Origin of the sequence: Flexivirga meconopsidis (assembly GCF_026162425.1) — a bacterium.
GTDB lineage: Bacteria > Actinomycetota > Actinomycetes > Actinomycetales > Dermatophilaceae > Flexivirga > Flexivirga meconopsidis.
In genome coordinates, this window is sequence record NZ_JAOBQJ010000001.1 from 889,369 (window position 1) to 902,290 (window position 12,922).

Annotated in this window: 11 protein-coding genes and 1 riboswitch; of the genes, 7 read left to right on the forward strand and 4 right to left on the reverse strand. The window is 68.7% G+C overall.

Annotation, left to right across the window (positions count from 1 at the left end):
• Positions 1–145: 145 nt before the first annotated feature.
• Both otsB and N2M23_RS04330 read right to left on the reverse strand, forming a co-directional pair.
• Entirely contained in the window at positions 146–910 is a 765-nt protein-coding gene (gene otsB, locus N2M23_RS04325; RefSeq protein WP_265443555.1) for a trehalose-phosphatase, read from the reverse strand.
• Complete coding sequence (locus tag N2M23_RS04330) at positions 910–2,316, reverse strand: alpha,alpha-trehalose-phosphate synthase (UDP-forming) (RefSeq protein WP_265443556.1); 1,407 nt, start codon at positions 2,314–2,316, stop codon at positions 910–912. Before N2M23_RS04330 ends, otsB begins: the two co-directional genes overlap by 1 nt.
• 133 nt (positions 2,317–2,449) lie before the next feature.
• On the opposite strand from N2M23_RS04330, the gene N2M23_RS04335 reads away from it, so the two are divergent.
• The 4 genes from N2M23_RS04335 to N2M23_RS20605 all read left to right on the forward strand — a co-directional run bounded on the left by N2M23_RS04335 (position 2,450) and on the right by N2M23_RS20605 (position 7,574).
• Positions 2,450–2,875: a CBS domain-containing protein gene (locus N2M23_RS04335; protein ID WP_265443558.1), complete on the forward strand. Its 426-nt coding sequence runs from the start codon at positions 2,450–2,452 to the stop codon at positions 2,873–2,875.
• Positions 2,876–2,970: 95 nt separating this feature from the next.
• Positions 2,971–4,836 (forward strand): serine/threonine-protein kinase, encoded by a 1,866-nt coding sequence (locus N2M23_RS04340; RefSeq protein WP_265443560.1) that lies wholly within the window; start codon positions 2,971–2,973, stop codon positions 4,834–4,836.
• A gap of 64 nt (positions 4,837–4,900) precedes the next feature.
• Positions 4,901–6,409, forward strand: a complete 1,509-nt coding sequence (locus N2M23_RS04345; protein ID WP_265443562.1) for a threonine/serine exporter family protein — start codon at positions 4,901–4,903, stop codon at positions 6,407–6,409.
• A gap of 270 nt (positions 6,410–6,679) precedes the next feature.
• Positions 6,680–6,822, forward strand: a riboswitch (cyclic di-AMP (ydaO/yuaA leader).
• Between the two features lie 8 nt (positions 6,823–6,830).
• On the forward strand, positions 6,831–7,574 hold the full coding sequence (locus N2M23_RS20605; protein ID WP_279671417.1) for a transglycosylase family protein: 744 nt from the start codon (positions 6,831–6,833) through the stop codon (positions 7,572–7,574).
• An 86-nt stretch (positions 7,575–7,660) separates the two neighbouring features.
• On the opposite strand, the gene N2M23_RS04355 is transcribed toward N2M23_RS20605, so the two are convergent.
• Positions 7,661–9,277, reverse strand: coding sequence for a chloride channel protein (locus N2M23_RS04355; RefSeq protein ID WP_265443564.1), 1,617 nt, complete (start codon positions 9,275–9,277; stop codon positions 7,661–7,663).
• On the reverse strand, positions 9,274–9,714 hold the full coding sequence (locus N2M23_RS04360) for a MarR family transcriptional regulator (protein WP_265443565.1): 441 nt from the start codon (positions 9,712–9,714) through the stop codon (positions 9,274–9,276). The genes N2M23_RS04355 and N2M23_RS04360 overlap by 4 nt, the downstream gene beginning before the upstream one ends.
• A 114-nt stretch (positions 9,715–9,828) precedes the next feature.
• On the opposite strand from N2M23_RS04360, the gene N2M23_RS04365 reads away from it, so the two are divergent.
• The 3 genes from N2M23_RS04365 to N2M23_RS04375 all read left to right on the forward strand — a co-directional run bounded on the left by N2M23_RS04365 (position 9,829) and on the right by N2M23_RS04375 (position 12,906).
• Positions 9,829–10,701, forward strand: a complete 873-nt coding sequence (locus N2M23_RS04365; protein WP_265443567.1) for a helix-turn-helix transcriptional regulator — start codon at positions 9,829–9,831, stop codon at positions 10,699–10,701.
• 67 nt (positions 10,702–10,768) lie between these two features.
• Positions 10,769–11,983, forward strand: coding sequence for an MFS transporter (locus N2M23_RS04370; protein WP_265443568.1), 1,215 nt, complete (start codon positions 10,769–10,771; stop codon positions 11,981–11,983).
• A complete protein-coding gene (locus N2M23_RS04375; protein WP_265443569.1) occupies positions 11,980–12,906 on the forward strand; it encodes an alpha/beta hydrolase in 927 nt (308 codons plus the stop codon). Before N2M23_RS04370 ends, N2M23_RS04375 begins: the two co-directional genes overlap by 4 nt.
• Positions 12,907–12,922 lie beyond the last annotated feature (16 nt).

Sequence of the window (12,922 nt, forward strand, 5' to 3'; positions counted from 1 at the left end):
ATCCGTTGTGAATGGAAGTGGCGACGTCACCTGTGACGTCGGCCACAGCCCCATCTTGTCGTATGACGGGGGCCGCGTGTGCGCAAACGTCCGAAATTGTGTGCATTTGCGTGGATGGGCTGGTCAAACCCCGCGGCCAACCGCCTCAGCGGTCTCGCAGGACGGCCTCGAAGACCGCAACGACCTCGGCCGGGCCGTCGATGCGGAACCGCGCGCCGGTCTGCCCCGGCCCGACCTTGATGGTGACGTTGCCGGCGTCGGCGGGCAGCACCGCGAACGCCGTCTCGTCGGTCACGTCGTCGCCCAGGTAGCAGGTAGCGACCGTGCCGTGCTGCTCGGCCAGGGCCTGCAGGGCAAGGCCCTTGGTCACCGGCAGCACACTGAACTCCACGATCTGCTTGCCGCTCATCTTGTGCACGCCGGGCAGGTTGACCGCCAGCGCGTGCTGGGACGCGGCGGTGGCCGCCGCCTCGGAGAGGCCGCGGGTGTGCAGCACGACGCCGGCCGGTTTGTGCTCGAGCCGGGTGCCGGGATGCGCGGCGACGACGGCGTCGAGTGCTCGCGTCGCTCCCGTGAGCCGCTGCCTCGCGGCATCGTCGAAGTCGACGTGTAGCGGCAGCTCCCGGTCCGGTTCGGCGCCGTGGGAGCCGATCAGCGTGATGTTGTCCTGCGGTGTCACGCCGGTCAGCTGACGGAGCGCCGCCAGGTCACGCCCGGAGACGACGGCCACGAAAATGCCTGGCGTGCGCGCGATTTCGCGAAGCACTTCCATCGACCCGTCGACCGGCCGGGACTTGGAGGGGTCCTGCACCAGAGGGGCGAGCACGCCATCGAAGTCGGTCGCGAGCAGGACGGGAGTGCGGGCGGCATACGCCGAAAGGGCTTGTGCGAGAGAGCTTTCCAGGGGCATCAGCGAGGGCGCTCCGGTGCGGCGGCGAGATTGGTCAGGAAATCCTCTGCCCAGCGTTGCACGTCATGGGTCATCACCTGCCGGCGCATGGCGCGCATGCGGCGCGCGAGCACGTCGGGCGGCGCCTGGATGGCATTCATGATCGACTGCTTCAACGCGCTGATGTCGTGCGGGTTGGTCAGGTAGGCCTGCTTGAGTTCCGATGCGGCGCCGGTGAATTCGCTGAGCACGAGCGCTCCGGTGCCGTCGTGTGCGGCGATGTATTCCTTGGCCACGAGGTTCATCCCGTCGCGCAGCGGGGTGACCAGCATGACGTCCGCGGCCAGGAACAACGCCGCCATCTCCTCGCGCGGGAAGGAGCGGTGCAGGTAGGTGACCGCGGGCGCGCCGATCGGGGAGTGGTCTCCGTTGATTTGGCCGACCGTGCGCTCCACCTGGCTGCGGATGTGCTGATAGGCCTCCAGCCGTTCCCGGCTCGGGGTGGCGACCTGGATGAATTTCGTGGTGGACGGATCGAGCGTGCCCTCCTGGTAGAGCTCGCCGACCGCCTTGAGCCGGTGGCGGATGCCCTTGGTGTAGTCGAGCCGGTCGACACCGAGCATCAGGTGCTCGGGATCGCCGAGCTGTTCGCGGATCTCGGCGGCCCGCGCCTTGACCTGCGGAGTGTTGGCCAGGTCGGCCATCGCCTGCGCGTCGATCGAGATCGGCACCGCGGCGGCGCGGGTGGCGTGACCGTCGGCGAGGCGTACGACATCGCCCTTCACACTTGCCGCCAGCAACTGTCGGCAGGCGTTGAGGAAGTTGTATGCGTCTGCCTTGCGCTGGAAACCAAGGAAATCCGCGCCGAGCAGCCCGTGCAGCAGGCTCTCGCGGGCCGGCAACTGCATGAACAGCTCGACCGGAGGGAACGGGATGTGGTTGAACCAGCCGATGCGCAGGTCAGGTCGCAGCTCGCGCAGCATCGCCGGCATTTCCTGCAGCTGGTAGTCCTGCACCCAGACCGTGCCGCCCTGCGCGGCCAGCTCGGCGGCGGCCTCGGCGAACCGCCGGTTGATGCGCTCGTACGCCGCCCGCCACCGTCGCTTGAACGTCGGCTGCACGATGACGTCGTGGTAGAGCGGCCACAGCGACCCGTTGCTGAAACCCTCGTAGTAGTCGCTGACCTCGTCGGCCGACAACGGCACCGGGTGCAGCTGCATGTCGTCCTCGCGGAACGGCTCGGGCGCCTCGCCCGGGTCTCCCGACCAGCCGATCCACGCGCCGTCGCGCCCGCGCATCACCGACTCCATCGCGGTCACCAGTCCGCCGGGGCTGCGTCGCCACTCGACCGATCCGTCGTCCTGGGTGACCCGGTCGACGGGAAGCCGGTTGGCCGCGATCACGAGGTCGAACCTGTCCTTCGGCAACGAGCACAACTCCTTCGACGAACGAATCCGGCCGGGGCCCCGCCGGGTCCAAGGGTATCGGCGCACGGCACCGCCGACCCGTCGGGTTGACCGAGATCTGGCCGGGGAGGTCTACCCGGGGATACCGTGAGACATGCGCATCCAGGAGCTGATCAAGGGCAAGGGACCCGAGGTCGTGACCGTCCCCGCGACCACCACCGTGCAGCAACTCGTGCAGACCCTCGCGGACCACGGGATCGGCGCCGTCGTCGTGGTCGACGACGGGGCGATCACCGGGATCATCAGCGAGCGGGATGTCGTCCGCGCGCTGCCCGAGCACTCCGACGGGCTGTTGCAGCGACCGGTGTCGGAGCTGATGACCCGGACCGTGCACACCTGCGGGCCGGAGGATGAGATCCGCAGCCTCGCCGGGTTGATGACCGAGCACCGCATCCGGCACCTGCCGGTGGTGCAGGACGACAAGCTCGTCGGCATCGTGAGCATTGGCGACATCGTGAAGTTCCGGCTGCAGGAGTTGCAGGACGAGCGCGATCAGCTCGAGTCCTACATCACGACCTGAACCCGACTTCGACCCAAGGCCCGCCCCCGACGTGACTTCCGGCACCCCGGGGCGTCTCTGCGGCTTCTCAGGCGTTGTCGCTTACCGTGGACAACATGACCGCCGATCGCCGCGCCGATGCCGCCCGTCCGGGTGCCGGCAGCGGCACGCATCGGCTGCCGACCCGCGGCCCTGACTCGTATAACGAGGCCTACGACGACCCGACCGTCGTCCTGCCACCGACCCAGCAGCTGCTCGGCAACTACCGGCTCATCGGCCGGCTCGGCGAGGGCGGCATGGGCGTGGTTTACAAGGGACTCGACGTGCACGGCGACCCCGTCGCGGTGAAAGTGCTGCGTGACCACATCGCGCACGACGCCGGTGCCCGCGAGCGGTTGCGCCGTGAGGTCAGCACGCTCGTGCGGGTGAAATCCCCCAACGTCGCGTCGTTCCTGGACGCCGAGGTGGACGGCGAACGTCCTTATCTGGTCACCAGTTTCGTGCCGGGCGCACCCCTTGACGAGGTCGTCGAGGAGGACGGCCCGTTCGGCGCGGCCCGGCTCGCCCGGCTGGGCCGGGGCCTTGCGGACGCGCTCGGCGCCATACACGCGGCGGGGATCGTGCACCGTGACCTCAAGCCCGGCAACGTGCTGCTGGTCGGCGACGACCCGGTGTTGATCGACTTCGGCATCGCGCACGTCGCCGACGACGCTCGGCTCACCTCAACCGGTCTGGTGATGGGCACGCCCGGTTATCTGTCGCCGGAGATCGTCGAGGGCGCCGAGGTCACGCAGGCCACCGACTGGTGGGGTTGGGCGGCAACCCTGGCGTATGCCGCATCCGGTCAGCCGCCGTTCGGCCGCGGACCGATGACGGTGGTGCTGGATCGGGTGAGTCGTGGGCAGGCGGACCTCACCGGGGTCGAACCCCGCCTGCGGCCGCTGCTGCAGGCCGCACTCAACCCGGACCCGGCGGCCAGGCCGGCGGCGCAGGAGGTGCTCGCCGAGCTCGACGTCTTTGCCTCCGGCGGACAGACCGGCCACATCCCGATGCGGGCGACCAAGCCGCCCACCGAGGCGATCAGCCGGCCGACGACCTTCCGCCAGCAGGCCGCTCCCGTCACCGGCAAGCCGGCGACCGCATTCGTGCCGAGCCCCCGATCGTCCGCCCCGGACACCGAGCGGCTGCGCGGTGCGACGCCCGGGACGGAACGACTGCCCTACGACCGGGGCGCTGGACAGCGTTCTGCGCCGGTCGGTTTCGAGCCACGCGAGCAACGCCGCCCACAGCCGTCGCCGCAGGGTGACCGTCCGGTGCCCTCGCTCCCGCCCGGCAAGTTCGTGCCGCCGCCGGACCCCCGCATCGGTCAGCCGGCCCGCACGGGCACGCTCGCCGCGCTCGCGGCTGCGGCCGTCGGGATCACCGCGTTGTGGCCGACGGTGGGTTTCGTGCTGGTGGTGTTGTGGGCGATCGCGGCGCGGTGGTGCGACAAGACCGTCACATCCATGGTCTTGCGGAGATTCAGCGGCGGGCGGCGCAAGTCCGACGGGTTCGTCGCTGCGGTGACCTCGCCCTGGCACGGGGTGCTGGCCGCACTCGCGACTGTGTTGACGGTGCTGATCCCGGCGTTCGTCGGTGCCTGTGCGGCAGCCGTCGTCGCGCTCGCGTGGTCGATGACCCAAGGGGGTTCGGCCTACTTGGCCCGGCCGGCGCCGCTCGGCGTCGGCATGCTGATCGCGTTGTTGGTGATGTGGTGGGGACCCGGCGGCATCCCGCTGCGCCGCGGGTCGCGCAGCATCGTGCGCGGCGTGATCCGCGGGAAGCCGCTGACCCAGATCATCGTCGGGGTGCTGATCGCGATCGCGATCATCTGCGGCCTGTGGGCGCTGACCCACCTGTCGTCCGGCGCGAACTGGTGGCCGTTCCAGACCGACAGCAGCGTTCCGATGCAGGGCGTGTTGCCCAATCTTCCTGGTAGATAAGGCAATCAGGGCGCGCTCAGGCGCGTCATATCCGACGGCCACCTGATCGTCATACGCTGTCCGGATGGAGCAGCAGGAAACCGATCCGGGAGGGCTGCCGATCTCGGGTCGGTTGCGCTTCCTGCAAGGGGAGCCGGTCACCGAGCCTCTGCCGATCGCCGACTCGCTGCGGCACACGCCATACCGCGACCCGCGGACGATGGAGGCGCCCGAGCAGGAGGCCTCCGTGCGGAGCGCGCTCGAGCTCGCGGTGCGCGTCGGTGAGTTGCTGCTGCGCTGCGGTGCGGGCACCCGGGACGTCGAGGCCGCGGTGGTCGCGGTCGCCGCTGCGGCCGGGCTGCGCCGGGTCGAGGTGGACATCACCAACCAATCGCTGCTGGTGCAAGCCCCGACGCCGGCCGGTGTACCCGTCACCCTCCTGCGCGTGGTCCGCTCGAACACCCGCGACTTCGCCCGCCTTACCGCCGTGCACGGGTTGGTCGAGGACCTGGTCTCCGGTGGCATCGACGACGTCGAGGAAGCCACCAAGAAGCTGCGTCGCATCCAGCGGTCCTCCCGGCTCTACCCACGCTGGCTGGTCTCGCTCGGATATGCCGGACTGGCCGGCTCGGTGTGTGCGTTGCTCGGTGGTCACGCGATGGCGATCGTTGTCGCGATCGTCTCGACCCTGCTGGTGGACCGCATTGGCCGCTGGCTCAGCAAGCGGGCCGTTCCCTCGTTCTACGAGGCGACGATCGGCGCCGCCGTGTCGGTGCTGCTCGCCTGGCTCGGTTACCTCGTCGCAGTGCACCACTGGCTCGGACTCACCATGACCACAAACGATTTCGGGTATGCCGTGGCCGCCGGGATCGTCGTGCTCCTACCCGGTCGGGCGATGGCATCGGCGGTCGAGGATGCGGTGACCGGCTATCCGGTGACCGGTGCGGGTCGGTTGCTGGGGGTGTTGTTGACCACCTCCGGAATCATCGTCGGCGTCGCCGCCGGACTGTCGCTCACCCTGCGCATCGACAAGGCGCTCGACCTCGAGCTGACCGCACCCAAGGCACTCTCGCTGACCTCGACGCCGGCCTCCCTGTGGCTGCAGGTGATCTGCGGTGCGATCGGTGGTGTCTCGGGCGCGGTCACGATGCGCGTGCTGCCCAAGCACCTGGTGCCGGCCGGTCTGCTCGGTGGGCTCGGCCTCTTCCTGGCGAACGGGCTGCCGAAGTCGTTCCACCTCTTCGGCATCTCCTCCGCCGGCCTCGGCGCGACGACCTCGATCGCGATCGCCGCGGTGGCGATCGGCGTGCTCGGCCGGATGATCGGGTTGCGGCTCGGGGCACCGGCGCTGGTGATGGTCGTCCCGGCAGTGTCGCCGCTGCTGCCCGGCATGCGGATCTTCCGCGGTATGTACGAAGCCGTCGCCGGCAGCATTGTCAGCTCCTCGGTCGCCACTCAGGCGCAGGCGATCAGCACGATGATGGGCGCCGCCGCGGTCGCGCTCGCGATCAGCACCGGTGTCGTGCTGGGCGATGTGATGTCGGCTCCGCTGGATCGCCAGGCGATCCGCCGTCGACGCGCGCGCCGACGGTAGGCGAGCGCGGCCCGGGCAGGCCCGGGCAATCGAACACCTGGCCGAAGAAAAGATCCACATCCCGGCGTGTCGGCTTGCGTCATGCACAGGTTTCCAACTCGCACCTTGTGTCACATGCGTCAATCCCGTAACGTGCTACCGCCTTCGGGCAACGGCTCGACCCGGCGGAGTCGCCGGGCACAACTGCACATCGGATCAACAACCGCACATGCAGATGGCATTGCTTCATCCGCGCGCCCGGACGTCGAACCTCGCGGGCGCACGACCGACATACCCCGAGTGCCGGTCGTAGAGGGCGGGGGACCCACATTCGGCGAGCCGACGCTCGTCTTGGGGTGAAGCCGGCACCAACCGGCCGGGCACCTGGCGCCCGAACCCGACAGCTGACCCCGCAGGCGTTCGTCAGGAAAGGACTTTGATCTTGTCGTACCAACCTCGTCACAAGGTCGCGCGCCCGTTCACCGCGGGTCGCCGCGCGATGGGTGTCGTGATGGCGTCGAGCGCCACGGTCGGCACCGGCCTCGCCACCGCGTCCCACGCGAAGGCCGAGACCCCCTGGAACGTCTGGGACCGGGTCGCAACCTGCGAGTCCGGCAACAACTGGTCGATCAACACCGGCAACGGCTTCTACGGCGGTCTGCAGTTCACCAAGCAGACCTGGCTCGGCTTCGGTGGCGGGCAGTACGCCTCGAGCGCGCAGTACGCCACGCGTGAGCAGCAGATCCTCATCGCCCAGAAGACGCTTGCCGTGCAGGGCCCCGGCGCGTGGCCGGTCTGCTCCAAGCGTGCCGGTCTCACCCGCGCCAACGGCTTGGCGGTCCAGGTCGGTGGCGGAGGCGGCGGTCCGGCGCCGGCCCCGAAGCCGCAGCCGCCGACCTCGCGTAGTGACAACCGCGCGCTCGTGATCGATGGCATCGTCGGCCCGCTGACCACCCGCTCGACCCAGCACTGGCTCGGCATCCGGCAGGACGGCGCCAACTACTTGGGCGCGCGCACGGTCATCGCACTGCAGGCCCGGCTCGGCGTCAACCAGGACGGCATCATCGGCCCGATCACCACGGCGGCGATGCAGCGTTACCTGGGCATCCCGCGGGACGGCGCATCGCACTTCAACGCGCGCACGGTCATGGCCCTGCAGCAGTACCTCAACTCCAAGGGCATGTGAGCTAGCTGCGCTGCGCACCGGGCGCCGGCGATCCTCGAGGGATCGCCGGCGCCCGGTGCCGTTTCGTATGCCGGGAGCGACCCCCGTCATACCGCCGCGGGGCGGCGACGCGGACCCAGGTGGCGCTCGCGCACCTGCTCCTCGGTGATGTCGTGCAGCCGGGGCACGAGCAACGCCCGCATGGTGAGCACGCCCACCGGCTCGCCGTCCTCGAGGACTGCGCACAGGTCACCGTCGGCGGTCGCGAAGACGAATGCCGCGTGTCGCACGGTTGCCGATCCTTCGAGCGCCGGACCTCCCTGTGCCAGTAGGGCTTTCGCGGTGGCGGCGGGCTGCGGTCCGAGCTCGGCGACCTCGCGGACGAAGAACGTCTCCAGCGGGTCCGTCGAGTAGTCGCGGGTGAGGTGCAGGCCGCGGCGGGCGATCTTCTCGGTCAGGATCGAGCGGCGAAGCAGCAACGTGGAGGCCGCGTAGGCGACGACCGAGGCGACGAACAACGGCAGCGCCGCGCTCCAGGCGTGGGTGAGCTCCATGGTGAAGACGACACCGGTCAGCGGCGAGCGCATTACTCCGCCGACGACCGCGGCCAGGCCGAGCATCGCCCAGAAGCCGGGAAAGACATGCGGCAGCAGCTGTCCCTCCAGCGCGCCGAGGGCGCCGCCGATCATGAAGATGGGGGCGAGTACGCCGCCGCTTGTGCCGGAGCCGAGCGACAGCGCCCAGATCAGCGTCTTGATCACGAGGATGCCGGCAATGAGCGACAGGCCGGCCTGCCCGGTGAGAAGCTGGTCGATCACGTCGTATCCGACACCGAGCGCGCGCGGTTCGACCAGGCCGCCGAGGCCGATGATGAGACCGCCGATCGCCGGCCACCACATCCAGTGGATCGGCAGGCGGGCGAAGGCGTCCTCCGAGCGGTAGACCAGCCAGGTCACCCCGATCGCGAGCAGTCCGCCGGTGAGGCCGACGACTGCGGCGAGCAGGGTGGCTTCGGCCGGGATGTGTGCCGTCGCGGTCACCGGGAAGATCGGGTTGCTGCCCAGCATCGGCGCGCGCAGCAGCGTGGCCACTGTCACCGCGACGCCGACCGGGACGAAACTTCGCGGGCGCCATTCGAAGAGAAGGAGTTCCACCGCCAGCAGCACTGCGGCAAGTGGGGTGTTGAAGGTCGCCGCCATGCCCGCCGCGGCACCCGAGACGAGCAGCGTCTTGCGCTCGTCGGCACTGAGGTGCAAGTGCTGCGAGAGGATCGAGCCGATGGCCCCGCCCGTCATGATGATCGGGCCCTCGGCTCCGAACGGTCCACCGGTGCCGATGCTGATTGCCGCCGAAACCGGTTTGAGTACAGCGACTTTCGGCTGCACCTTGCTGCCACCGGTGAGGATTGCCTCGATCGCCTCGGGCATGCCGTGACCGCGGATCTTGTCCGAGCCGAAGCGGGCCATCACGCCAATGACCAGCCCGCCGACGATGGGTGCTCCGAGCACGAGCCACCAGGGGTGGTGCTGGGAACCGGGGGCGACGAGGTCGGTCGACCAGCGCGCGTAGAAGACCAGGTTGGTGGTCAGGCCGATCAGCTTCAGCAGCAGGTATGCCGCGACTGCGCCGAGCATGCCAACAGGTATGGCCAAGAAGGCGATGCGCAGCATCGCCGGTGTGATGGCGAAGTCGCCGAGAGGTCGCTGGCGAGGCTGCGGCTTCACCGGGTGACCTCGGTGCTCAATGCGGCGTCGAGCGCAGCGCTCACGGTGGTGAGCGCACGCACGGCAGCCGGGTCGTTGTCCAGGTCGGCCACCAGGTCGGCAAAGAACCGGCTGCGCCAGGCCACGACGTCATCGATTGCGGCCGTGCCCTTGTCGGTCAGTTCGAGCTCGACGATGACTCGTCCGCGGTCGCCGTGCGACCGACGTAGATGACCGGTGTCGACCAGGCGGTCTGCGACCCGGGTCACCGTCGAGCCGGCCACGGCGAGTGCGCGCGCGAGCTCTGCGCAGGACGCTCCCGGGTGCTCCTCGACTGCGAAGAGCAGGCGCATCTGCGGGAGTGTCAGCTCGGCGGCGTCGTCGACGCTGTGGGTGGCGACCGCGAGGAATTGCCGGGTCAGCCGCTGGAGGGTGTCGGCCGTAGTGGTGCCTTGCATACTGCAAGTATTGCATATTGCAACATTGGGGCCGCCTTGGTGGTCCGGCCAGCGGACACGGGTGGCACTCGCAGGGACAGGTACGACCGGCGACGGCGTAGCAGGATGGCGGACATGACAGGCAACCTCCAGTCCCCTGCGCAGGGCTACCCGGCCTTGTCCGAGTTTCTGCGCAGCCGTCGTGCCGCGGTCAGTCCAGAGGCGGCGGGCCTTGGCCGAGAAGCGGTCTACGGTGAGCGTCGCGTGCCGGGGCTGCGTCGAGAAGAGCTTGCCGAGGCTGCCGGCGTATCACTCACGTACTACACGCGATTGGAGCAGGGTGCTGCCTCCAATCCCTCGACCCAGGTGCTGGATGCCCTCGCCCGTGCACTGCGACTGAGCGACACCGAGCGGGCACACCTGCACCGCCTGGCGGCCGACTCCGCGGGCGGCCCGTCGGCCGGCCCCCGGTTGCGTGGTGACATCACGGTGCTACTCGACCGAATGCCCGACATCGCGGCGATCGCCCTGTCGCCCATGCAAGACATCGTTGCCTGGAACCGGCTCGGTCATGCTCTGCTTGCGCCGCACCTGCCGGCCACCGCACCGTATGGCGAGACGCCCCCAAACAAGGTCGCGATGATGTTTCTCGAGGAGCACGCTCGGTCGCTGCACCGGCAGTGGGAGTTCGAGGCGCACCTTGCGGTGGCCTCCCTGCGGTACGTCTCCGGCACGTTCGCCGGGGACGTGAGACTTTCCCGACTGGTCGGCGAACTCTGCCTCGCGAGTGCGGATTTCGCCCGCATCTGGGCAGAGCATCCGGTTGAGCTTTGCACTCACGGCACGAAACTGTTCCACCACCCGGACGTCGGGCCACTCGACCTGACCTTTGAGGTCCTGCACCTGCCCGAGAACGACGGTCACCGCTTGCTGCTGCACCATGCCGTGCCCGGATCACCCAGCGATGCCGCCATGCGGCTACTCGCGAGCAGTTCCATCACCGAGTAACCGGCAAACAGGCCACTCGCCACCGTGCGCCGATCTGGCGGCACGCTCAGCTCCGAGGAGAATCGTCATGCCTAGCTCTACCCTGCCCGAAAACGACTGTCCGGTAACAGTCTCGCCGTCGAGCACGTCCAGCCGGGGCCTCAGCGGCGGACTCTATGCACTGGCCCTCGGCGGTTTCGGGATCGGACTCACGGAGTTCGTCATCTCCGGCCTACTGTCGAGTGTCGCGGCCGATCTGCGAGTGACGGTGCCGGCCGCCGGCGCACTCATCTGGGGTTACGCCCTTGCGGTCGTCGTCGGTGCGTTCACGGTGACTGCGTTCCTGGCGCGCCGGCAGCCCAGAACTGCCCTTCTTGTCTTGTTGGCACTCTTTGTGCTCGGTAACGCATTGACCGCGTTGTCTCCGAATTTCGTTGTTGCCGTTGCCGGTCGGATGATCACAGCGCTGTGCCACGGCGGATTCTTCGGGATCGGCGCGGTCGTGGCTGTTGACTTGGTGCCGGCACATCGCAGGGCGAGTGCGCTGGCCGTGATGTTCGGGGGCCTGACTCTGTCCAACGTTCTCGGCGTGCCGTTCGGCACCTTCATCGGCCAGCAACTCGGCTGGCGAGTGGCGTTCTGGATCATTGCTGCCATCGGGGTGCTTGCCATGGCCGGTGTCAGGACGCTCGTGCCGGCACTACCGGCTCCTCCTGCGCAGCAAACCAAAGCGCAGTACGCCGTGCTGCGGCGGCCGCAGGTGATCGTCTCGATGGGGTTGACAATGCTGCTCTTCGGTGGCCTGTTCGGCGCGTTCATCTACGTCGAACCACTGGTGACGAACGTGACGGGATACCCGGCATCGGCCGTCCCGTGGCTGCTGATCGCGTTCGGTGTCGGCCTGTTCGTGGGCAATGTCGTCGGCGGCCGCGCCGCGGACAAGGACCTCGCCGCGAGTCTGCGCGTCCTTGCGGTCCTCCTGCCGGTCGCGTTGTTCGGCTATGGCTGCGTCGCGTCCTGGAAGGCACCTGTCGCGGTGCTGCTGGTCGTCATCGGGTTGGTCGGATTCGCCACCACGCCCGCGCTGCAGGTGCGGGTGATGCGCTTCGCAGGGGACGCGCCGACTCTCGCGTCGGCAGCCAACATCGCCGCCTTCAACCTCGGCAACGCGATCGGTTCGGCCCTGGGAGGCCTGGCCATCACCATCGGCCTCGGTTGGCGATCACCGATCTTCGTCGGAGCCGGAATGGCTCTGATCGGAACTGTCCTGGCATTCACCACCAACCATGGAGAAGTTCAATGACCTTGCATCCACAAGCTGCGGCGCATCTGGCGGAGACCACCGGGGCCCCCGGAGTTGCCGCGATGACCGTCCCGGAAGCGCGGCTCGCCGTCCTCGGCTATCTCGACATGCAGCGTCCGTCACCAGAAGGCGTGGAGGTCGAGCACCGCTTTGTCGTCGGCCCGACCGCGGACCTGCCGGTGCGCATCATGCGTGCGCGAAAGGCCCCGTTGCCGGCGCCTGCGGTCATCGTGCTGCATGGCAGTGGCTGGGTGATCGGAAACATCGACCTGGTCGACGAGCCGGCCGCGGTCTTGGCACGAGACACCGGCTTTGCAGTCGTCACGGTCAACTACCAAAAGGCGCCCGAGCACCGATTTCCCACGCCGCTCGATGACTGCGTCGCAGCGATTCGGTGGGTGCATGACAACGCAGCGGAGCTTGGGGTGGACCCCACTCGGATCGCCGTGATCGGGGACAGCGCCGGTGGCAACCTTGCCGCTGCAGCAACCGCCGAGCTGCGGGCGGCTGGCGTGCCGATCGCCGCCCAGGCCCTGATATACCCACCGCTCGACAGACTGTGCGAGAGCGGCTCCTACCTGGAATTCGCCAGTGGGTATGGGCTGGACGCTGCTGACATGAAGTGGTTCTGGGAGCACTATGTGGACGAGGACCTGGCCGACGATCCGCGGGTGTCGCCGTTGCGGGCCGCGGACTTCTCGGTCTGGCCGGCGACATTCGTCGCCACTGCGGGGTATGACGTGTTGCGCGACGAGGGTGAGAGCTACGCCGCGAAGTTGCGACGTGCGGGGGTGCCGGTCACCGCCAAGCGTTACGACGGTGCAATCCACGGGTTCTACCTGATGGATGCTGTGCTCGACGAATCCCGCGAGCTGCAAAGGGATCTCGCGCGATTCCTGGTCGACGTGTTGGGTGGTAGCTGAACCACGACTCCTGAGC

Excerpts from the sequence above, each read along its gene's own strand:
- N2M23_RS04375 (WP_265443569.1), top strand. The coding sequence starts at position 11,980 with ATGACCTTGCATCCACAAGCTGCGGCGCATCTGGCGGAGACCACCGGG.
- N2M23_RS04340 (WP_265443560.1), top strand. The coding sequence starts at position 2,971 with ATGACCGCCGATCGCCGCGCCGATGCCGCCCGTCCGGGTGCCGGCAGC.
- N2M23_RS04345 (WP_265443562.1), top strand. The coding sequence starts at position 4,901 with ATGGAGCAGCAGGAAACCGATCCGGGAGGGCTGCCGATCTCGGGTCGG.
- N2M23_RS04370 (WP_265443568.1), top strand. The coding sequence starts at position 10,769 with ATGCCTAGCTCTACCCTGCCCGAAAACGACTGTCCGGTAACAGTCTCG.
- N2M23_RS04365 (WP_265443567.1), top strand. The coding sequence starts at position 9,829 with ATGACAGGCAACCTCCAGTCCCCTGCGCAGGGCTACCCGGCCTTGTCC.
- N2M23_RS04335 (WP_265443558.1), top strand. The coding sequence starts at position 2,450 with ATGCGCATCCAGGAGCTGATCAAGGGCAAGGGACCCGAGGTCGTGACC.
- N2M23_RS04360 (WP_265443565.1), bottom strand. The coding sequence starts at position 9,714 with ATGCAAGGCACCACTACGGCCGACACCCTCCAGCGGCTGACCCGGCAA.
- otsB (WP_265443555.1), bottom strand. The coding sequence starts at position 910 with ATGCCCCTGGAAAGCTCTCTCGCACAAGCCCTTTCGGCGTATGCCGCC.